Origin of the sequence: Herbaspirillum rhizosphaerae, assembly GCF_046025915.1 — a bacterium.
Taxonomy (GTDB): Bacteria; Pseudomonadota; Gammaproteobacteria; order Burkholderiales; family Burkholderiaceae_D; genus Herbaspirillum; species Herbaspirillum rhizosphaerae_A.
The window spans coordinates 1-22,014 of sequence record NZ_JAQQFR010000009.1 but is presented as its reverse complement, the minus strand read 5'-3'; the positions used below and the strand labels follow the sequence as shown (position 1 = coordinate 22,014).

Here is a 22,014-nt window from a genome sequence, read left to right as displayed (position 1 = left end):
TAACCGGTGTGATGTTGTTGAACACGTTAAGTTGCATGACAATGTGACAAGATGGCCTAGGCAATGCCGACATCGATCTTGGCGAACCGGCGATATACGCCATACAGGATCAGGGTTCCGGTCAGCAGCAAGCCGCCCAGTGCACATGCCATGCCCCAGTTGATCGTGGTGTTGATGAAATAGGCGATGAAATAACTCACCATCTGTTCGTTCGGGCCGCCCAGTAACGCCGGGGTAATGTAGTAGCCGCCCGCCATGATGAACACCAGCAACACGCCCGCACCGATGCCCGGATAGGTCTGCGGCACGTACACACGCCAGAACGCTGCAAACGGATGGCTGCCCAGCGAGATGGCGGCTTTGAGGTAGGTCGGCGGCACCGACTTCATGACGCTGTAGAGCGGCAGGATCATGAACGGCAACAGGATATGGGTCATTGAGATGTACACGCCGACACGGTTGAACACCAGCTCCAGCGGCGCCTGCGTCAGCCCGCTCAGCATCAGCGCAGAATTGACCAGTCCCTCCGATTGCAGCAGCACGATCCAGGCGGCGACACGCACCAGAATCGAGGTCCAGAACGGGATCAGCACCAGGATCATCAGCAGATTGGCGCGGCGTTCGGACATGGTCGACAACCAATAAGCCAGCGGATACGCCAGCAGCAGCGTGAACAGGGTCACCATCGCGCTCATCCACAGCGTGCGGCCGAAGATGGAGCGATAGATGGAGGCTTCCGGATCGGACTGAATGATATCGCCGAAGGCGTTCTGCTTCAGATCCAGAGATGCCAGCAGGTAATAGGGGGAATAGATCGACCCATTGCGAGCGATCACTTGCCAGCTATCAAGCTCAGCCCATTGCGGATTGAGCGCGATCATTGCTTCCTTGATCCGGGCGGCCTGCGAGGGTTGTGAGGGCTGCAACTCCTTGCCGTCGGCATCGTGCAGCGGCAGAGCGCGCGCAGTCCCCATGACCAGCGAACGCGCGCCGGAGAGTTCGGTATTGATACGCCGCGCCAAAGGCCCGGCGGTGCTGTCCTGTTTTGCCTTGAGCAAATCGGCCGCCATCGCGGCATAAGCCTGATCCGGCGGCGGGCTCTTGCGGTCCCACTTGGCCAATGCGGCGACCGTTTTGGGCAGCGTCGAGGCGATCTCAGGGTTCTCGACCGCTCGCACCAGCAACATGACGATCGGTGCGACGAAGGTCATCATCAGAAAGATTGCCAGCGGCGCAATCAGTATCAGTGCGCCAAGACGCTTGCGTGTTTCCGCCAAGCGTAAATCGCGCTTGAGCTGTTGTGGCGTCGGGTCGGCAGAGGCCGGCTTCTTCGCGTCGACTTCGGTGGCGATGGGCATGACTGCGCTGGAACTGGTGGCGAGAGTATTCATCGTGACTCTTGATTCTGAATGCTGCCTGACAATGGAAAATCGGATGCGCAAACAACGGTCGGAGAACAGTCTGATAGCGGGCTAAGAACGGGCTAAGAGCACTACACTGCAACTGCTGCCTGCGGCATCCTTGCTAGGTGACTAGCTGATGAACAGCTTTACTTGATCCTGCGTTGATCCAGCGTTGCCTTATTTGGCAACCCATGCAGCAAAGCGTTGTTCGAGTTCTTCACCATGGTCGGTCCAGAATTGCTGACTCAGTTGGATCGCATCTTTAGCATTAGCCGTCGACGTCGGCAGATTTGCCAATGTCTTCGCATCCAGCAGCTTCAGCGTGTTCTTGTTGACCGGGCCGTAAGCGATGTTGTTGGCATAGACCTTCTGGTTCTCGGCATTGGTTGCAAAGGTGATGAACTTCTCGCCCAGCGCCTTGTTCGGCGAACCCTTAGGAATCACCCAGTAATCCAGCGTATAAACGCTGCCGGACCAGACTACCTTGAGGTTCTTGCCTTCACGCTGCGCGGCATCGATACGGCCGTTGAACGCGGTCGACATCACGACGTCGCCAGACACCAGGAACTGTGCCGGCAATGCGCCTGCTTCCCACCATTGAATATTTGGCTTGAGCTGATCGAGCTTTTTAAACGCGCGATCCACGCCGCCCTTGGCGCTGAGTACCTTGTAGACATCCTTGGTCGGCACGCCGTCGGCCATCAGAGCGAACTCCAGCGTGTACTGAGCGCCTTTCTTCATGGCGCGTTTGCCGGGAAATTTCTTGGTATCCCAGAAATCTGCCCAGCCTTGTGGTGCAGTCTTGAGCTTGTCGCCGTTGTAGGCCAGGACGGTCGACCAGACGAAGGCGCCCATACCGCATTCGCTATTGAGCGACTCGGGAATGTAATCGTCTTTCTTGATTGTCTTGATCAGATCGAGTTTTTCGATCAGGCCGTCTTCACAGGCGCGCGCCAGATCGCCGCCGTCGATTTCCACCACATCCCAGGTGACTTTCTTGGCTTCGACCATGGCCTTGACCTTGGCCAGTTCACCGTTGAATTCGGCAGTGACCACCTTGGTGCCGGTGCTCTTTTGAAACGGCTCCACATAGGCGACCTTTTGCGCGTTGGCATTGGCACCGCCAAAATTGACGACGGTCAGTTCAGCCGCCTGGCTGAGACCGGCCGAAAACAACAAACCTAAAGCGAGCGGAGAGAGCAGAGCGAGAGCAGGGAGTTTCATGTGTTCCTCTTTGGTTGTGGTTCTTGGTGATGAAATCAAAAATGAAAAACGAAAACTTGGTCTAAATCGCATTTATTCGTCACAAGTACTAAAGCATGTCGTCCTGACGGAAGTCAGGACCCAGTGCCGTATCGACCGTCTTTACGCCACTGGATCCCAGCGTTCGCTGGGACGACTACGAAATGAGATCAGGCAAACACGCGCAGGCGGTCCGGTGCGATGAGCAGCCCGATGTTGCTGCCTTCGGCGAGATCGGCCAGCGCCGGGTCGCTCAATGACAGTTTGACGAAACAATCGTCCTGCCCGCTGACGACACAGCGCACACGCACGTGATCGCCGAAATAGATCAGGCCGGCAACGCTGGCCTTGATGAAATTGCCGCCATCCTGCATCGACAAAGGCTGTAAGCGGATGCGCTCCGGACGCACACAGGCGACCACGCTTTGTCCGGTCTGCGCACGATGCACGTTCAGACCGGAGAGTGTTGCGCCGTCCGGCAGGCGAATCGTGCAGCGTTCTCCGTCAACGCTTTCCACGCTTGCCTTGAAGCGATTGTTATCGCCGATGAAGCTGGCCACGAACTGGTTTTCCGGGAATTCATACAGATCTTCCACCGGTGCGAGTTGCTGGATCACACCCTGGTCGAAAACGGCGACGCGATCCGACATGGTCAGCGCTTCGCTCTGGTCGTGCGTCACGTAGACGAAGGTCACGCCGAGCCGCTTGTGCAGCGCCTTCAATTCCAGCTGCATGTGCTCGCGCAATTGCTTGTCGAGCGCTCCCAGCGGCTCATCCATGAGCACCAGTTGCGGATCGAACACCAAGGTGCGCGCCAGCGCCACACGCTGCTGCTGGCCGCCGGATAACTGCGTCGGATAGCGATCACCGAATTTTCCCATCTGCACCATATCCAGCGCCTGCTTGACCTTGGCGGCACGCGTCATGCTATCCATCTTGCGCACTGACAGCGGATAGGCGACGTTCTGCGCAATCGTCATGTGCGGGAACAGCGCATAGTTCTGGAACACCATCCCGATGTTGCGCTTGTGCGGTGGTACACGATTAAGCAGTTGCCCGTCCAGCCGGATCTCGCCGCTGGTCGGATACTCGAACCCGGCCAGCATCATCAGGCAGGTGGTCTTGCCCGAACCGGACGGCCCCAGCAAGGTCAGAAACTCGCCGCGGCGAATTTCCAGATCGAGGTTCTTGACGATCAGGTTTTCACCGTCGTAAGTCTTTTTCACGCCGCAGAACTGCACCAGCGTATCGACCGGCTTCACTTGCTCCGGCACTGTCTCCATCGCATTTGTTCTCATGCTTGCTCTTTCGGGGTATCTGGAAATGAAAGCTGAAATGAATGCCGGCTCAGGCTTTGGCGATGTGTGCGTCGAGGATCGCCTTCTCCAGAATGACCAGCGCTTCGTCCATGACGGTATCCGGAATCGTCAGCGGAAACAAGAAGCGAATCACGTTGCCGTAGCTGCCGCAGGTCAGCAGCAGCAAACCATTTTTCAAGGCATTGCTCTGCACGCGCTTGGCGAATTCCGCATCCGGCTTGTCGGTGCCGGGCTGGACGAATTCCACCGCAACCATCGCGCCAAGGCCACGTACTTCACCGATAGCCGGCGTCTTTGCACCCAGACCGATGAGGAAGTCTTTCAGTGCAGAACCCAGGCGTGCACCGCGTGTTACCAGGTTTTCTTCCGCGATGACATCCAGCACCGCCAGCGCCGAGGCGACTGCCAAAGGGTTGCCGGCGTATGTGCCGCCCAGACCGCCCGGCGCCGGCGCATCCATCACCTCGGCACGGCCGCAGACGGCAGCCAGCGGCATACCGCCTGCCAGGCTCTTGGCCATCGTCATCAGGTCCGGCAAGACGTCGTAATGTTCCATTGCAAATAATTTACCGGTACGCGCAAAACCGGTTTGCACTTCATCGGCAATCAGCAGGATGCCGTGCTCGTCGCAGATTTTGCGCAAACCGCGCATGAAGTCCACCGGCGCTGCATAGAAGCCGCCTTCGCCTTGCACCGGCTCAATAATGATGGCAGCCACACGCTTCGGATCGACGTCGCTTTTGAACAAGCCGTTGACTGCCGCCAGCGCATCATCAGTGCTCACGCCATGCAGCGCCGTCGGGAAGGGCGCGTGGTATACCTCGCCGGGGAAAGGACCGAAGCCCAGTTTGTAAGGCGCAACCTTGCCGGTCAGCGCCATGCCCATCATCGTGCGGCCGTGGAAAGCGCCCGAGAACGCGATGACGGCGGCGCGGCCGGTGGACGCGCGGGCAATCTTGATGGCGTTTTCCACTGCCTCGGCACCGGTGCTGAACAGCGCGGTCTTCTTGGCGTGCTCGCCGGGTGTGATGGCGTTGATACGTTCTGCCAGCTCGACATAGCTCGCATAGGGAACGATCTGGTAGGCGGTATGGGTGAAACGCTCCATCTGGGTGCTGATTGCTTCCAGCAGCTTGGGATGACGATGACCGGTATTCAATACGGCAATGCCGGCGGCAAAGTCGATGTAACGGCGGCCTTCGACATCCCACAGCTCGGCATTGAGGGCGCGATCGGCGTAAAAGTCGCACATCACACCGACGCCGCGTGGCGTGGCTGCGTTCTTGCGCGCCTGCAGTTCACTATTGGAGACGGCCTTGGCCGAAGGAATTGATATGACTGAAGTCACTGCTACAGGTGCGACGCTCTTGAGTGCATTGGATGTCATTGCTTGCTCCGGTATCCGCTTTGAAGAAACTGAAAGAAAACTACGTTGAAGCAATACTAAAGCTGTAATGGACCTGTAATATAGAGCCAATTCTAAATATTTGATGGATCCACTTTGCGCATCGTCTCTTTGTCGGATTATTTGCTGCTACGCGTCAATCGCGCTTCTTCAAGCCAGGGAAGTGCTCGCATTCCGCGCGCCCCGGTCAATCGTCAGATTTATCAGCTGATACGCGAAGCCATCCTTGCCCAAACCTTGCCTGCCGGTTTGCAATTGCCATCTTCGCGTGATCTCGCGGGGGAGCTTGGCATGTCACGCAACACGGTTACTTACGCTTACGAACAATTGCTGGCCGAGGGTTATCTCGAAAGCCGCGCTGGCGCAGGCACCTTCGTCGCCGATACGGCGCCTGACCAGATTCCGGAAACGGTCGAGCGCAATGTGCCGCTCACCGATCCTTCCGGCAAATCCGAACTCTCCGCGCGCGGCGCCATGCTCACGCGACAAGCCGGTGTGAGCGACAAACAGTGGGGCGCCTTCATGCCCGGCATTCCCGATGTCACGCAATTCCCCAGCAAGGTTTGGAGCCGCCTGCAAAACAAACACTGGCGCCGCTCGCAAGCGGAAATGCTGACCTATGGCCCCGGTGCAGGTTACGGCCCACTGCGTGAAGCCATCGCCGAATACCTGCGCATCTCCCGCTCGGTGAATTGCAATGCCAGCCAGGTGTTGATCACCACCGGCATCCATCAATCTCTTGATACCGTCGTCAAACTGCTCGGCGAGCACGGCGACTCGGCCTGGATCGAAGATCCTTGTTACTGGGGTACGCGCAGCGTGTTGAGTTCGCTGGGGATTGAATCCGTGCCAATCCCGGTCGATCAGGAAGGCATGCGCATGCGTCTCGCTAATCTGCGCCGTCCGCCACGCTTCATCTGCACGACCCCGTCCCATCAATATCCGCTTGGCATGGTCATGAGCTTGTCACGCCGCCGCATGCTGCTTGAGTACGCCGCTGCGCACAAGGTATGGGTCATCGAAGACGATTACGACAGCGAGTTCCGCTACGGCGGCCGGCCGCTGGCATCGCTGCAAGGCATGGACACGCACAACCGGGTGCTCTACATGGGAACCTTCAGCAAGATCATGTTTCCCGGTCTGCGCATCGGCTTTCTGGTCGTACCGGAAGCGCTGGCTCCGGCCTTCAGCACAGGCATGGCCGAGCTGTACCGATCAGGGCAAGTGTTTCTGCAAGCGACGCTGGCCGACTTCATGGCCGAAGGCCATTTTTCCTCGCACATTCGCAAGATGCGTGTGCTGTACGCCGAACGATTACGCTTGCTGCAGCAAGCTATCCATCGCAACTTCGGCGACGAGATGAACATCACCGGCGGTGAGGCCGGGCTTCACCTCACCGTGTCGCTGCCACCCGAGTGCAATGACAAGCTGGTCTGCGAAGACGCCCGTAAGGAGGGCATCATCGTACGTCCGCTGTCGACGTATTACATGTCGCCCAAGACCGCGCGAAGCGGACTCTTGCTTGGCTATGCGAGCGTGCCGGACGAAGCCATCGGGCCTGCTTTCGACACCCTGGCGAAAGTCATCCGGCGGCATGTTTCCCCGACAGGATTACCTGTAGGGCAAGCGCACCTTCAGAAGACATTTGCCTGATAAGTTGCTCATCAAACAAGCAATTTACATCCCTCCGGCCGGCGCCCAAAACACGGCCTTAAAAACATGCCCGGAAGGAGGTATGTTTTTCTATCGTTCTCATGATCCAGCGCATTGACGCCCATCTTTTATACGCGCATCCTAGCCACTTCGCATAGCCATGCGGCAATATCCGACTGACTTCGGGAGAAGTCATCCGATAACACATTCAGCCCTAGCCAAGTAAGAACACATCACCACCGCACGTCGATACATCGATGCAAGCCCGGCATTTCAACCGGCCCGCATCGCGTGATTTAAATCTTGTTATGGGTCGCTCATGCTCAATGCAGTTGCAGCTTTTTCTGCCTTCATTACCTTGTCACCGACAAGATATCCAGCGCTACTCAGCACCATTTTCCCCACATATTCGTCACGCCTCCGGCGCACTTCACGCGCAGTTGATTTTCTTTTTCCATCCCGTTTTCAAAAATAACATCCCCTCCTTGAAAGGCAGTAACCATGGAATGGCTACACCATTTGTTTGCACGCTCCCCCGAGATTGCCTTATTCCTATCCCTGGCCGTCGGCTACTACGTCGGCAAAATTCAGTTCGGTAAATTTCAACTCGGCGGCGTAGCAGGTTCGTTGCTGGTCGCCGTGCTGGTCAGCCAGGTCGGTGTGAGTGTCGATCCTGGCGTGAAGTCGATACTGTTTGCGCTCTTCATCTACGCCGTCGGCTATGAAAGCGGGCCGCAATTTTTCAACTCGCTGGGCAAGCAGTCGATACGTGAAATCATCCTCGCCGCCGTGCTGGCCATCACCGGCCTGGCGACGGTAGTCATCATGGCAAAACTATTCGGCCTCGACAAAGGGTTGGCTGCCGGAGTTGCCGCCGGCGGCCTGACGCAATCGGCCATCATCGGCACCGCTGGTGACGCCATTGCCAAACTCGGACTTGCTGCTGATGAAGTCAAACGCCTGCAGGGCAACGTCGCCGTCGGCTATGCCGTGACCTATGTGTTTGGCTCGTTCGGCGCGATTCTGGTGTGCGTGAATCTGCTGCCAAGACTGATGGGGCGCAGCATCAAAGAAGATGCGGTACGTGCTGAAGCCGCCATGCAATCGGGTGTGCAAGTACTCGCACCGGGCCAACAAGAAGCAGCGCCTGATCTGATCGGACGGATCTATCAGATCGGCGACCACACCACGCTCACCATTGAGCAACTGGAAAAAGAGCACGCCGCCCACGGCATCACGATCGAACGCCTCAAGCGCGGCGGCAAGATCATTGAGGTCGCGCCTGAGTTGCCGTTGGAAGCCGGCGATATCGTACTTGCCGTCGGCCGCAGGCAGGCGATGATCAACGTGGTGCCGATGTTCAGCAAGGAGCTGTACGGCATTGAAGGCATGGAGTTGACCGTGGAACGTCGCGATGTCGTGCTCTCGAACAAGGAATATCACAACCGCACCGTCGGCGATATCCGCACCAACACGGCACTGCAGGTAAAGCATGGTATCTACGTCGTGCAGCTCATGCGCATGGGCAAGGTATTGCCGCTGCAGGAGAAAACAGTCGTCCAGATCGGCGACGTGGTGTCGGTGTTCGGCTCCGAGCAAGACGTCAAACGCGTTTCTTCGCTGATCGGCTACGTCCTCGTACCCAGCGCAAAAACTGACTTTGTCTATCTCGGCGCGGGTCTGGTCGTGGGTCTGCTGGTGGGCTTGCTGACGGCGCGCGTCGGTTCGATACCATTGACGCTTGGCAGCGGCGGCGGGGCATTGTTGTCTGGCTTGCTGTTCGGCTGGCTGCGGGCAAAGCGGCAGACCTTCGGCGCGATGCCGACCGCTGCGGTACAGATCCTCAAGGATCTTGGCCTGGCGGGTTTTGTCGTCGTGGTTGGTTTGTCATCCGGCTTGCAGGCCGTGCAAACCGTCAAGGCGCAGGGCCTGACATTATTCGGCGTCGGCGTGGTTGTCACCATCTTGCCGCTGGTTCTGACGATGCTGATTGGACGCTATGTTCTGCGTTATGAAAACACGGCTGTGTTTGCCGGTGCGCTCAGCGGCTCGCGCAGCGCCAATCCTGCCTTCGGCGAAGTCCTCGACAAGGCCGAGAACGCCATCCCGACCGTTCCCTTTGCCATCACTTACGCGCTTGCCAATGTCTTCCTGACTTTGCTGGGGCCGCTGATTGTGGCGCTGGTGTAGGGCAGGTGCAAGCGAACCGGCCACCTGTTTAGATTTGCGATTTCACACCTATTTTCGCCGCTGACACAGGGCATCGTTTTAAATAAAGGAGCAGCACCATGGATTTTAGCGACCCAGCAAAGCTTTCCCTATTGAGCCCATTCGAACTCAAAGACGCGTTGATACAAACCGCGTTGCAAAGCAATAAACTCATGCTCAATGCCGGCCGCGGCAATCCCAATTTTCTCGCCACTACGCCGCGTCATGGCTTCTTCCAGTTCGGTCTGTTCGCCATGTCGGAAGCCGAGCGCTCTTACATCTACATGGACGGCGTCGGTGGTTTTCCCAAGCGTGACGGCATCGAGGCCCGCTTCGAACTGTTCGCCAAAAACCATGCCGGCGTGCCCGGCATCCGCTTCATCGAAGCAGCTGTGTCTTATGTGCGCGATCAACTCGGCATGTCGGCCGGCGACTTCATCTATGAGATGTGCGAAGCCATTCTCGGCTGTAACTATCCCGTGCCGGACCGCATGCTGCGCATGACCGAACGTATCGTCGGCAATTACCTGCACAAGGAAATGATCGGCACGCATCCTTTCGTTGGCCATTTCGACATGTATGCGGTGGAGGGCGGCACGGCGGCAATGACGTATCTGTTCGGCAGCCTCAAGGCTAATCACGTCATCAAGGAAGGCGACACGATTGCCTTGGGCATGCCGATTTTCACGCCCTACATCGAGATCCCGCACCTGTCCGAATTCAACCTGCTTGAGCTGGTGATCGACGCGCCGCAGTCGAACAACTGGCAATACACCAAGAAAGAACTCGACAAGCTGCTCGATCCCAAGGTCAAGGCCTTCTTCCTGGTCAATCCGAGCAATCCGCCATCGGTCAAGATCGACGACAAGACGCTGGCCTATATCGCCGAGATCGTTAAAAAGCGTCCTGACCTGATCATCCTCACCGACGACGTCTACGCCACCTTCGCCGACAACTTCACCTCGCTGTTTGCGATCTGCCCGTACAACACCATCCTGGTGTATTCGTTCTCCAAGTACTTCGGCGCAACTGGCTGGCGCATGGGCGTGGTCGCCACGCACAAGCACAACGTCATCGACGAACTGATCTCCAAACTGCCGGAAAAGACCGCTCTCCAGCTCGATGAGCGTTACAGCTCCATCACCACGGCGCCACGCACGATCAAATTCATCGATCGCCTTGTTGCCGACAGTCGCACTGTGGCGCTGAATCACACGGCAGGTCTGTCAACGCCGGTGCAGGCGCAGATGAGCCTGTTCTCCTTGTTCTCGCTGATGGATGAAGCCGGCAACTACAAGGCTGCAATGAAGCGCATCGTCCTGCGCCGCAAAGAAGCCCTGTACCGGGAACTGGGTCTGCCCATGCCATACGACGCCAACTCGGTGCGGTACTACCATCTGCTCGACATGGAGTTGCTGGCCGCACAAATGCACGGCGAAGAGTTTTCCAAATGGCTGCTCAAACGTATGAAACCCAACGAAGCACTCTTCCGGTTGGCGGAAGAAACCGGCGTCATCCTGCTGCCGGGCAAAGGTTTCGGCGCATCCCATCCATCCGGCCGGGTCTCCTTGGCCAATCTCAACGAATACGACTATGCCAACATCGGTCGTGCGATCAGAAAGTTGGCCTCGGAGTATTTCGCGATATTTGAGAAAGAGAAGGGCGGGGCAAAAAGTAAGGCCGTGAAAGTAGTGAAGGCGGCGAAGGTAGCGAAAGCCCCCAAGACGGTCAAAGCAAAAAAGTAACAATGATCTGACATTGGATCAAAGGACAGGAAGCCCGGTGTATGCCGGGCTTCTTGCATTTCAGCAGCCATCAAGTGATGTTGCCGGCCATCATTCCATCCGGCAACATTGCGCGAATCAGCACATTACGGCTATAACATGGGTACGTGACGCGCAGTATGTTGTCACGAAGGCATCAGGTCTCTGCGCTTCCAGCGTATGAGACGTCTGAACATCGAGGTGCAACATGAGCGATAGACGTATAACGCCGGTCCGACCTGTTGAGGGTGTCATTGCGACCGAGGCAACCAGTTTCAGAAAGACGTATTTCGAGCAACTGCATTACTGGCGATCGATGTCCGAGCACTATGCCCGGCAACGGAAAGCCAAAGAGGCCACGACGACCTATAAAGAAGAACTGGATAAAAGAACGCGATAAGTTCGGGCGGATCGCTTGTTGTCAGCATCCGGATTTGAGTAAGCGGGGATGACCATGAATGCCAGAAGAAAGTTTGCTCCTCGCTTGACCGAAGGGTTCGGCGCATATTTGTTTGCCGTCCTGATTATTCTGGCCTGCTTAGTAGCGGCAGGCCGCCTTAGCTATGTCCAGGCTGAACGCGATCTCTTTGCCCAGACCTCATTCGTCGCGGAAGAAGTGCTTCAACGCAGTGAGATGGTAAGCGACCAGATGCAACACGCCCTCGACAAGCTGGAGGCGCGCAACGATCCCAATCCCTGCAGTGCCGCCAACATTGATCTCATGCGCCGTGAAAATATCAGTTCAAGCTACTTGCAACTGATCGGATACACACGTGGAAATCGCCTGATGTGCTCTTCTTACGGAGACCATGGCGAGGGTATTGACCTGGGGCCGCCAACATTTGTCACCGAAAAGAATAATGCCGTTCGCAACAAGGTGAAACTGACCCTGGAGGAAATGGGCATCTATGTAGCCGTCACACATGTCTCTACCGGATTCACCGCGTTCGCGCTTCCCGATCTTGCGCTGGATGTGGCCAAATCAGACCAAAAACTGGCGCTGGGAACCTATGGGGTGACGAGTGGAATTCCCATTCTCGGCAGAGGAGAATCACAAGAGAAGTGGTTTCGTACCGATCTCAAAAAAGGGGAACGCCGCCATTTCGTTACTTCAACCAGCGTCATTGCGTTGGCAAGTTCCGAACGCTACTTGTTTGTCAGCTATTGCGCATTTCCGGTGACACAGCTCTACGCCGCATGGCGCAACTATGCCTACTTCTTTGTCCCCTTGGGAGTCATTGCAGGATTGTGCCTGGCCGGACTGGCCATTCTTTTTGCCCGCAGACACCTGGGCATGCGTTTTCAACTACGAGAAGCCATCAAGAGCGAAGCACAGCTCTACATGCTGTACCAGCCCATCGTCGAACTTGATTCCGGACGCTGGGTCGGCGCCGAATCGCTGGTGCGCTGGCGCCAACGCAGCGGGCAAGTCATTGCACCGGATGTGTTCATCCCGATTGCCGAGATCACCGGACTCATGCCGCGACTGACTGCCAGAGTGATCGAAATGGTCGTTAAGGACCTTGCCCAATTCCTCCGGCGTTATCCCGATTTCCCCATCAATATTAATTTTGCTGCCTCAGATCTGGAATCCACCGGGTCGCTCGACCGGCTTCGCAGCCAACTTGCCAGTTTCGGCATTGATGAGAATCGCGTGACGGTAGAAGTGACCGAGGGATCTCTGCTGAAAATCGAATATGCCCGCCGCAATATCGGCCTCATGCGCGAAGGCGGCTTGCGCATCGCCATCGACGATTTCGGCACCGGCTATTGCGGCCTTTCCTACCTTGTCTCGCTTGATCTGGATTTCTTGAAAATCGACAAATCCTTCGTCGACACGATCGGCACCGATGCCGCAACCCGCAGCGTTGTCCCGCATATCGTGCAAATGGCAAAGACCCTGGGATTGGAAGTCATCGCAGAAGGTGTCGAACGACAAGAGCAAGTCGATTATCTGCGTCAGCAAGGCGTGAAATATGCCCAGGGATGGTTGTATTCCAAACCGATGCCGATTGCTGAACTCGCGCAAAAGTTGTCCGATTCCCGCCGTATAGATGGCCCTCATGCCTATAGTCAGCGAAGCAAGCAGGATCAGCCACCTCCGCTGCAAGCCCCGGCGTTAACAAGCCACGCCGATGATTGATGTCCTGTCTTATTCAACAAACTCAAGCAAGACCTGAAACGCCGGCAGCGCCAGCGTAAGCCTGTCGGCATCTTCCCGCATCGGCAACCCCAGCGATCGCGCCCGGACGGCAATGTCCTTGCGATCACCACCGCGAAAACGGATCGCAGCAAAAAACGCGTCACGCTGCGGCGCATACCCGGCAAGCTCCCCAAATCGCGCCGGCAAACTATCCACGTCCGTAAACTCCAGCTCAAAATCCACACCCCAGCGCCCCATGCGGCCGTAATCGTCCGCTGCTTGCGCAGGATCCTTATCCACCACCAGCATGCTGACAATGCCCCGCACGCCATTCGGATGCGACATCCATTCCTGCCGCCAGACCAGCTCCGGCGTCAGATGACGACAGGCATAAACACGGCCTGCCGCAAATTGTCCAGGCAACAGCCGGACCGTAGAAAACCGCGCATCAATCGCCTTGCCGTCAACGTCCACCGGACGCGAAAAATGCTGAACCGGTGTCGTCTTCAATCCCATCGCAATCCAATCGTCGTGACAGGCCTGCACATCCTCCACGGCATAGACCAAACCGTCGATGCCGACCGGACTGTCGAGGATTTCCTGGCGCACCTTGTCACTATCGCGCGGCTGGCCGATTAATTCCAGATAACCGCCGGCAAGGACGATCAGATGATTCACTGACCCTAGGGTGTGATAGCCGCGCGGGGTGATGGTGAAGCCCAGTCCCTCCAATAATGCCTGGGCGGCGTCGATGTCGTAGTGGGTATTGATCACCAGATGGTCGAGTGAAGCCGGGCTCTGACTGACCGCGGATTGTATTTGGGTGTTGTGCAAGCTCATGACTATTGGGATGAGAGGAAATGAGAGGAAATGGAATTCAGGACGCGAGGATTGTTTGAAATGCAGTTTACCTCAGAGCAGGATAACGATAACGGAGTCAAGAATCAGCGGCTCTCGCAGAATGCCAAGATGTTTTATCATGAGCTTTCATTCATGAATCTGTTTTAAAAGCCTGCGGAGAAACTTATGAGAGATCTGCCTCCTACCGCCACTTTACGCGCCTTTGAGGTTGCGACACGGCACGCAACATTCACTGCTGCCTCGGAAGAATTGCATGTCACCCAAAGCGCAGTAAGCCATCAGTTGAAGAACCTCGAAGAACTATGGGGATTGCAGTTATTTCAGCGGGGGAAATCATTGAGCCTGACACCCGCAGGCGCAGCGCTCGCGCCGATCGTCCGTGAATTCTTCATGAATCTGGAGGCTACACTCTCCGATCTGAGAGAACAAAAGGGCAGGGTTCGACTCAAGGTCAGTACAACCTATTCATTTGCGCTAAAGTGGTTGCTGCCACGCTTGCCAAGTCTGTCGCAGCAACATCCCGAAATCCTGGTCACGCTGGAAACCACCGACAAGGCCATCAATTTTTCAAGCAACGAGTCAGACGTTGCGATTCGCTTTGGCAATGGAAATTATCGAGGCCTGCACTCGGAATTCATGTTCAGAGAACAGATTTTTCCGGTTGCCAGTCCTGATCTGTTGAAACGCTTCGGGACGCCACGCGAACCCGCCGAACTATTGCGCTATCCGCTGTTGACACGCGACGGCGCAGACCTGGTGCCTAAATGGGAGCTTTGGTTTCAACAGGTAGGCGTCAGCATTTCAGCACTCAAGGAGAATGTCCGCTTCGCCGACACCAACATGACCATTGAGGCGGCATTGCTAGGGCAGGGAATAGCTCTGGCGCGAAGCGGGCATGTCGAGGCTGAAATCAGCGATGGTAGTCTGGCCAGGCTATTCGATCTGCCGTTTCCATCCCCGGTTGCCTACTATTTCGTTTGTCCCAAAGGGATAGAGTCGCAATCCCACGTCGTCAGTTTTCGTAACTGGCTCCTTGCCGAATCAAGCAAGGCACAACAAGATTATCAATAAGCGCATAACAATGCATGAGGATTTGCTCATCCCACAATGAGGAGACTTCGCTTTAATCGCAACGCCGGTCTGCTTAATATGGCGTATGCCTTTTCATATCGTTTTACTCATACTTTTTGCAGCGCTGTTGCACGCAGGCTGGAATGCGCTCCTCCGTGGCGGCGCCGACCGGCTCTGGACGATGACCGTCATGTGCGTGGCCGTAGCCATTGCCAGCGCCACAATCGCCTTGTTTCTGGAGCCTCCGGCCAAAGCCAGCTGGATGTACGCCGCACTTTCAGCCGGGCTGCATGTCGGCTACAACCTGTTTCTCGTCAGGAGCTATCAGGTCGGAGACTTGGGACAAACCTACCCGATTTCTCGCGGCTCCTCTCCCATATTGATCACCATCGCCGCCTCAGTTTGCGCAGGGGAGAGCGTTGGGATGAACGCCCTGTTCGGCATTACTCTGGTATCGGGCGGCATTATTTCCCTGGCCTTTAAAGGACGCAAGCTTGCGGTCCCCAGTCTGCCGTACGCGCTGGGCACCGGATGTTTCATTGCCGCCTACAGCGTGACGGACGGTATCGGCGTGCGGCTGTCCGGCGCGCCCATGGCATATACGGCGTGGATGTGCGCTTTGTGGGGAGTCTTGATGCCGCCCGTCTACATCGGCCTGCGCGGTGCAAGCAGTTTATTGACTATCCGCCCAGGATTCGTCACGGCCTTCATCGGCGGACTGGTTTCTCTTCTGGCCTATGGAATAGTCATCTACGCCATGTCTGGCGCCCCCATGGGAGCAGTATCTGCATTGCGCGAAACCAGTGTGCTGTTCGCAGCAGTGATCGGGTACTTTTTCTTGGGCGAGAAATTGACGATCCGCAAAGTGCTGGCGTGCGCCGTGATTGCCATCGGTACGATCATCATCGGCTGACAGCAGCAAATTTGACTGCAATTAATAATTCATCACCCCGTGGAGGCTTACCAAATGGATACATTTCCTCAAATCACTCAAGCACCGGTCATCCTGATCACCGGCGGAAGTCGCGGCGTAGGAGCAGCCACTGCGCGGCTTGCTGCCGCAGCAGGTTATGATGTGGCCATCAGCTTTGTTTCCAACGAGTCCGCTGCGCTAGCCGTGAAGACTGATGTCGAGGCCACCGGACGCAAAGCTTTGGCGATTCGCGCAGACAGCGCGGATCCAGAGCAGGTCGCCCAACTGTTTGGCGCAATCGACCGGGAGTTCGGACGGCTCGACGTACTGGTCAACAATGCGGCGGTACTTGCACCGCAGACCCGGCTTGAGGACCTCCCATTCGAGCGGATGCAACGCATCTTCGCAGTCAACGCCATTGGCCCCATTCTTTGTGCCCAACAGGCGACGAAGCGCATGTCCTATCGTCACAACGGACGAGGTGGTTCTGTCATCAATATCTCGTCGGCATCCGCCCGACTCGGCAGTCCAAATGAATATGTCGACTATGCCGCATCAAAAGGCGCCGTCGAAACATTCACCACCGGCTTCGCCAAAGAAGTCGCCCGGGAAGGAATACGCGTCAACTGCATCCGCCCCGGACATATCTATACGGAGATGCACGCCAGCGGCGGAGAGCCGGGACGCGTAGATCGCGTGAAGGACTCGATCCCCATGGGCAGAGGCGGCCAACCTGAAGAGGTAGCGCGCGCGATTTTATGGCTGGCGAGCACCGAGGCATCTTTTATCACGGGGACGTTTCTTGATGTTACTGGGGGGAAGTGAACAATGCCTGACGAGGAGGGCGTGTCTTCTTTTAATTGCGCCCTTATCGAAACAAAATTTTCGCCGAGGCGATCACGGCAATTGATCGTCTTATTGTCCGTCAACCAAGTCGTGCCAGAACGGCATAGGCAACGTACGCCAGCAGAAACGCAGGGACATTGATCCCGCCCTCACTCTTGATCACTCTAAGGTGAGCGTCATTGTCCAGATTCAGCAGATCAGCTTCCCTGATCACCGCCACAGCTTTTTTATAATAGGCGGCGTTAGCCCAATAGCCGATACCGATTCTGATCAGCAGAAGCCAACTCGCACAAATCAAGTAAAAGAAGGCATTGACCGAACCAATAAGGTTTCTAAAAAAATCACCAAACAAGAACATCGGACTGAACAGGATCAATTCAACGAGTGCAGCCAATGCGCCCTGGGTATAGAGCTTCCTATAGAAAAACCATTGTGCTCCCAATATGGCCGCCCATCCATTCCAGCCGAGATGCCGGGATTTCCCCTCGCGATACTTTATCCATTCATTAGGATAAATTCCTCCACCGGTAAAGGCGCTGAATTCAGCTTGAGAAATGGAGTCGTCTCCGCAAGTCTCTTTTGACAGAATCGATATGCTCATGATGTGTGTTGATAGATCTTCTGATTGATGAGGAGCGCTCTAATGGGGATTGGAAAAACTATCTTCATTTCTTGGTCGGCACCATGATAAACATTTGTGTCGTCGGCTTCGGACACGTATTCGACGCCTTGATAATCTGCACATCCGCCTTCTCCAAACGATCAGCCAGGTTTGGATAGTTCTTCTTCAAATAAGCTGTCGCGGCTGCAATGTTGTCTTTGTAATTGAAGTGCAGTCTCAGCCACGAGTTGGAAGATGCGTTTTGCTCTTCCGACGGACTAAAATCGAAATCCCCGAGGTAAAGCACCTTACCCTTGGGAACATTGAATACGGCCTTGTCGCCACCGCCGCAAGACTCGTAGATTTTTCCCATCAATCCCTTTTCGGAGTTGAGGGTGCGACGCACAGTCGTACTCTCCATCGTGATTCCTGATGCGACATGGCCAACTACGTAGCCGTCAACCGGCGTGCCTATGAGCCATTGGTTCGCGGGCGTATTTTTAGGCCCCCGGTAGTCAATCGTTTTGAAATTGACGGCATAGTATGGCTGGGTAACTCCGATCACGAGGATGGATTCATCTTCGCCAATGGCAAGCACATCGGGCTTAAGTACGCCATGACCAGGAAGGGGCGCGCAAGCCGTCAGAAAAATGCTGGAAAGAACACTGCAGACCATGCTACTGCGGATGATTTTTTTCATCTTTACCCCCTCATTATTTATTAATGTTTTTTCTTAAGATGCCGACCAATAGCGCTCAGCATGCTGCCATGAAAGCAGGGAATTGACAATGGATCGGTGATGTCGCAACGGCAGATTATCTTCATTGGTGTGATCGCATGATCACGCTTACTTACCGGAAAAATAAGACCGGCGCGCTGCACTTCCACAGAGCCGAGAATGGTCGTCAGTCCTATCATTTGCTGCGCTCTATCTGGTCGAGCATTGTGGGCGTCGATGAGCAAGGGCGCTCATTGTCGAACATTGATGTTCGCAACCCGGCCAAGTTCGGTTTTGGGAAAGAGGGCGTGCACAAACTGGCGGCTTATATCGCTAAATACTGTGGGAAGGATATGGATTGCCGCGAACTGGATCAAAAGCGCTATTTCGCATCGCGGGGAATTCCTAAGCCGGAGATGCAAAGCTGGCCCATTGCCAGCATGACGGCCTTGGGCGCTGTTCAAACGGCGTTTGCCATCGCCGAATCAGGTCTGCTTGATGGTGCACAGTTTTGGTACAACAAGGCCCTTGACGTAATTTGGATTGCAACAGGGCCGCATAATGGCGGAGACGTACTGGAACCGTTTTAAAATGAGTAAAGCTAACTAGGGGGAAATTAAAAATGGAAATCGTTGGGAATGGTGACTATGTAGTTAAGGATTTAAATTTAATAAATATTTTTATGGGGAAAAATGGGTGTGGAAAAAGTACGGCACTGAAAGCGTTTGATACGCATCTTCGCGGGGACGCCAGATTTTCGCAATTGCGCTACATAGCTCCGGAACGTGGAGGAGCTTTGATGTTTAATGCGACCGTGGCGCAAAATATTAGTAATCAGGTTTGGCTGGAAAATCAGAGTCGACAAAATCAATTCAATCAATTTAAAGAAAATACTTTACTTAATTATCGAAAATTGGAACTTCTGGCCCTTCGTGAAATGGAAAAAAACGTCCAAAACTCGTTGCCCGCAGAATCGTTTCAAGACACTGTTGATTTGATAAATTTGTTGCTCGACAATGTACAAATAAGAAGAGAAGACAATGATTTTAAAATCTACAAGACAGACGGGGTTCAATTAACGCCACAGCAAATTAGTAGCGGTGAATCAGAGCTGATCGCCTTAGCGATTGAGTGTTTGGTTTTCTCTAAAGAGGCCACGCCCGGGAAAGAAAATATTTTATTCTTAGACGAACCTGACGCGCATCTGCACCCCGATCTTCAGGCTAGGTTCGGCAAGTTTTTGAAGACTCTCGTTGAGAAGTCAAATTTCCGAATTATTGCAGCAACGCACAGCACTTCATTTTTAGGGGCCTTTAGTGAACAAGAATACAAAGATGTATCAGTGGCTTTTATAAATGCGGGCCAAAAGATTATTCAAATGAGACCTATAAGCGATCTATATCGGAAGGTTCTTCCTGTTTTTGGTGCTCATCCATTGTCTAATATTTTCAATGAATCGCCGATATTGCTTGTAGAGGGTGAAGATGATGAGAGAGTTTGGCAGCAGGCCGTCCGAACATCCAAAGGTAGGATAAAAATATTTCCGTGCGCAGTAGATAGCATTAATAATTTAAACGAATATGAGATTGAAATTGCTAGCGTAGTCTCTTCTATTTATGATAATCCCAAAGCTTTTTCCCTGAGGGATCGTGACGAGACAGATGATTTCATCAATGATATTTTGCCGCTAATAAGAATGAGGCTTTCTTGTCGTGCTGCCGAAAACCTGCTGTTATGCGACGATGTGCTTGCAAGACTTAACACCTCGTGGGAAGCTTTGAAGGTAAAGATAGAGGAATGGATCGTCCGAAATGATGATCACATCCATATTGAAGAGATGAGGAAATTTCAGGCTGGAGATTTTTTGAGAAAAGACTACGACCTTAAGACGATCAGAAATGATCTAATGGGGATCATGGGTAGTAATAAACCGTGGGAAGTCGTTGTTGGGCAATGTATTGGAATGATGGTAAATGCCCGGTGGGAAACTCCAAATAGTCTCGCCAATTATCTTGGTGAGAAAGTCGTGAATAATTTAATTGTCTAAAAAAAGCCCCTTGCGGGGCTTTAGTTTTTTGGGGCTTAATGTCGTTAGAAAAACGATTTCAGGACGAGGGCGGCGACGCCTGCGACGATAAGACCGAGCACCGTCAAATCGGTTCTGATCGGAGCCAGTTCGATTTGTAGGTCTTTTTTCGACACTGTATCAGCGGTGTCCGACGCGGTTTTAATTGCTTCGGAAATAGCTTCCGCCTGAGCTTCGGCTAAGCCTGCGGCTTCAAGCTTTTTAATGAACTGGTGGGTGTCAAAAGTCACGGTTGTCATATGAGTGGGTCGTTTCTGTCAAAAGTATAGCATTTAGTGGGATTAAGCAGCCTGGCTGTTGCCTTGGCCGGTTTGAGTCGGTGCCGGTAGGTCATCTGGCTGCCGGATATCTTTGAACGCGATCACGTCAGCGCTGGCGACGCCGAGCTTGGTACGCATGCGGCCTAGACCGGTCTGGTGCATCCATAGGTCATATTCAAGGCGCTGTAGTCGCATGATCTCTGGAATCCACCACGGCATTTTCTGTTTGCCGTTGAGCCATCGCTGGACAGTGCGCTTGTCGCGTTTGAGGCGCTTGGCGATCTCGCTGGCTGGCTGACCTTGGGCGTAGTACTGAAATTCAACCGGATTACCGTAACGGGAGTTTGGATAACGCATGATGTTTTTCGAGTTGGTTGGCGTGAAGGAGGTATCGGCAAGATGGGCTAAAAGTGTTGCCGAATTGAACATTGTTGAGACTTTTTGCCAAGACTTAAAATTCGCATAATTTACATTATGTAAAATAGTATATGTTTAAGGAAAGCCTGGATAAACGCACTCGTTGGTTTGCATAAAGTTGTATCCACTCTGTGCAGAAATTTGTTCCCAAGCGGCTGTGGCACTGCTTGTACCGGTCGGCCGCATGCCCATGAGCTTTGCAGCCGATATCCAGGTTCTGTCGCTTTCTGCTGTTCCCAAGGGCCTGCGTTGTGTTTGCCTGGCACAATGCCCTATATGAGCTAGCCTCTCGTTCGGTAAGCCTCATGCTCAATCAGAACCTTCCAAATATCCGAACTTTCATCCGGCTGCACATGTGAGGCCGAGTTCTCCCATACCTTACTAGGCGGTAGCCAAATATCTGAGTTACAAATTTCTCCAACCCAGAGAGCTTTACGGCAAAGATTTCGGATTTTAAGGTCGCAACGATTCTTCTCTCGGATAGCCGCTTGTGCTGCGATCTGGGCCCGGCGTTTTTGCTCAATTTCTGCCAAGCGCTGCCTAGGGGTAGCAGCCTTGCCTAGCATATTTTCATTCCTCATTAAGAAGCGACGTCCATCCGCGCTCCCTACTCTCTTTGTCGCTTGTGTAATTAGACGTCCGAGATCATCAGCGCTACTTCCTCCACAGCCCCCCACGCTCGACCTGTAGTAGTTTAGCCAGCTTCTTGATATTGCCCCAAATCGCTTTTCGTTCTTCCGGCGTACCTCCTGTTTCTTCCACTGCCATAGTCAGCATGGACAATGGAGCTTCATCCAGGAAATGTATTACGTTGGTCTTTATCCTATTTGGCACTTGCAAAGTCAAAAGAACAGCCCGCAGTTCCTCTGTTGATATCTGGCTTTTATAGCTGACGTTTGTATTTTGAGCTGCCATCCATAGGCCTTGTTTTCGCTCTCGACCGGTGATCGACAGCGAACCAAAGGATAGTCCTAGGAGCTGAAGGAGGATTTGCAATTTGTAAAAACCCATGTCCTTAAGCTGTCCTTGCTCAAGCTGGCTAACCGTTTTTCTAGAGAGTCCTGCCAGCCTGGAAAGTTGTGCTATCGACAATCCTAGTTCCTGC

Annotated in this window: 20 protein-coding genes; 10 read left to right on the top strand and 10 right to left on the bottom strand. The window is 54.3% G+C overall.

The features are described from left to right. Nucleotides 1-56 precede the first annotated feature (56 nt). From PQR63_RS14350 to gabT, 4 genes are all read right to left on the bottom strand, one after another. On the bottom strand, nt 57-1,358 hold the full coding sequence (locus PQR63_RS14350) for an ABC transporter permease (RefSeq protein WP_408168887.1): 1,302 nt from the start codon (nt 1,356-1,358) through the stop codon (nt 57-59). Nucleotides 1,359-1,580: 222 nt separating this feature from the next. Next, entirely contained in the window at nt 1,581-2,627 is a 1,047-nt protein-coding gene (locus PQR63_RS14345) for an ABC transporter substrate-binding protein (protein WP_408168618.1), read from the bottom strand. Nucleotides 2,628-2,815: 188 nt separating this feature from the next. Beyond that, nucleotides 2,816-3,943 (bottom strand): ABC transporter ATP-binding protein, encoded by a 1,128-nt coding sequence (locus tag PQR63_RS14340; RefSeq protein WP_408168616.1) that lies wholly within the window; start codon nt 3,941-3,943, stop codon nt 2,816-2,818. 49 nt (nt 3,944-3,992) lie between these two features. Further along, entirely contained in the window at nt 3,993-5,351 is a 1,359-nt protein-coding gene (gene gabT, locus PQR63_RS14335; protein WP_408168615.1) for a 4-aminobutyrate--2-oxoglutarate transaminase, read from the bottom strand. Between the two features lie 114 nt (nt 5,352-5,465). On the opposite strand from gabT, the gene pdxR reads away from it, so the two are divergent. From pdxR to PQR63_RS14310, 5 genes are all read left to right on the top strand, one after another. Next, complete coding sequence (pdxR, locus tag PQR63_RS14330; RefSeq protein WP_408168614.1) at nt 5,466-7,022, top strand: MocR-like pyridoxine biosynthesis transcription factor PdxR; 1,557 nt, start codon at nt 5,466-5,468, stop codon at nt 7,020-7,022. Between the two features lie 501 nt (nt 7,023-7,523). Then, nucleotides 7,524-9,212, top strand: a complete 1,689-nt coding sequence (gene aspT / locus PQR63_RS14325; protein WP_408168612.1) for an aspartate-alanine antiporter — start codon at nt 7,524-7,526, stop codon at nt 9,210-9,212. A gap of 98 nt (nt 9,213-9,310) precedes the next feature. Continuing rightward, nucleotides 9,311-10,975: a bifunctional aspartate transaminase/aspartate 4-decarboxylase gene (locus PQR63_RS14320; RefSeq protein ID WP_408168611.1), complete on the top strand. Its 1,665-nt coding sequence runs from the start codon at nt 9,311-9,313 to the stop codon at nt 10,973-10,975. A 226-nt stretch (nt 10,976-11,201) separates the two neighbouring features. Continuing rightward, a complete protein-coding gene (locus PQR63_RS14315) occupies nt 11,202-11,393 on the top strand; it encodes a hypothetical protein (RefSeq protein ID WP_408168610.1) in 192 nt (63 codons plus the stop codon). A 48-nt stretch (nt 11,394-11,441) separates the two neighbouring features. After that, nucleotides 11,442-13,136: an EAL domain-containing protein gene (locus PQR63_RS14310; RefSeq protein ID WP_408168609.1), complete on the top strand. Its 1,695-nt coding sequence runs from the start codon at nt 11,442-11,444 to the stop codon at nt 13,134-13,136. A 9-nt stretch (nt 13,137-13,145) separates the two neighbouring features. Here the strand turns inward: PQR63_RS14310 and PQR63_RS14305 are convergent, their stop codons facing one another. Beyond that, nucleotides 13,146-13,976 carry a VOC family protein gene (locus PQR63_RS14305; RefSeq protein ID WP_408168607.1) on the bottom strand — a complete coding sequence of 277 codons (831 nt, stop codon included), beginning with the start codon at nt 13,974-13,976 and terminating at the stop codon, nt 13,146-13,148. Nucleotides 13,977-14,162: 186 nt separating this feature from the next. On the opposite strand from PQR63_RS14305, the gene gcvA reads away from it, so the two are divergent. From gcvA to PQR63_RS14290, 3 genes are all read left to right on the top strand, one after another. Beyond that, nucleotides 14,163-15,068, top strand: a complete 906-nt coding sequence (gene gcvA, locus PQR63_RS14300) for a transcriptional regulator GcvA (RefSeq protein WP_408168606.1) — start codon at nt 14,163-14,165, stop codon at nt 15,066-15,068. An 85-nt stretch (nt 15,069-15,153) separates the two neighbouring features. Continuing rightward, nucleotides 15,154-15,981 (top strand): EamA family transporter, encoded by an 828-nt coding sequence (locus PQR63_RS14295; RefSeq protein WP_408168605.1) that lies wholly within the window; start codon nt 15,154-15,156, stop codon nt 15,979-15,981. A gap of 54 nt (nt 15,982-16,035) precedes the next feature. Next, nucleotides 16,036-16,806 (top strand): SDR family oxidoreductase, encoded by a 771-nt coding sequence (locus PQR63_RS14290; RefSeq protein ID WP_408168604.1) that lies wholly within the window; start codon nt 16,036-16,038, stop codon nt 16,804-16,806. Between the two features lie 100 nt (nt 16,807-16,906). On the opposite strand, the gene PQR63_RS14285 is transcribed toward PQR63_RS14290, so the two are convergent. Then, entirely contained in the window at nt 16,907-17,428 is a 522-nt protein-coding gene (locus tag PQR63_RS14285) for a DUF2628 domain-containing protein (protein ID WP_408168603.1), read from the bottom strand. A gap of 64 nt (nt 17,429-17,492) precedes the next feature. Continuing rightward, complete coding sequence (locus PQR63_RS14280; RefSeq protein WP_408168602.1) at nt 17,493-18,128, bottom strand: hypothetical protein; 636 nt, start codon at nt 18,126-18,128, stop codon at nt 17,493-17,495. A 137-nt stretch (nt 18,129-18,265) separates the two neighbouring features. On the opposite strand from PQR63_RS14280, the gene PQR63_RS14275 reads away from it, so the two are divergent. After that, the gene (locus PQR63_RS14275; protein WP_408168601.1) at nt 18,266-18,736 is read left to right on the top strand and encodes a hypothetical protein; all 471 of its coding nucleotides are present in this window, start codon (nt 18,266-18,268) and stop codon (nt 18,734-18,736) included. Nucleotides 18,737-18,768: 32 nt separating this feature from the next. After that, nucleotides 18,769-20,193: an AAA family ATPase gene (locus PQR63_RS14270; RefSeq protein WP_408168600.1), complete on the top strand. Its 1,425-nt coding sequence runs from the start codon at nt 18,769-18,771 to the stop codon at nt 20,191-20,193. 44 nt (nt 20,194-20,237) lie between these two features. Here the strand turns inward: PQR63_RS14270 and PQR63_RS14265 are convergent, their stop codons facing one another. The 3 genes from PQR63_RS14265 to PQR63_RS14255 form a co-directional block, all read right to left on the bottom strand. After that, nucleotides 20,238-20,471, bottom strand: a complete 234-nt coding sequence (locus tag PQR63_RS14265; protein ID WP_408168599.1) for a CCDC90 family protein — start codon at nt 20,469-20,471, stop codon at nt 20,238-20,240. Nucleotides 20,472-20,513: 42 nt separating this feature from the next. Next, nucleotides 20,514-20,849, bottom strand: coding sequence for a helix-turn-helix domain-containing protein (locus PQR63_RS14260; RefSeq protein ID WP_408168598.1), 336 nt, complete (start codon nt 20,847-20,849; stop codon nt 20,514-20,516). Between the two features lie 714 nt (nt 20,850-21,563). Then, nucleotides 21,564-22,014 (bottom strand): helix-turn-helix domain-containing protein (locus PQR63_RS14255; protein WP_408168597.1); only part of this gene is annotated, 451 nt, incomplete at its 5' end.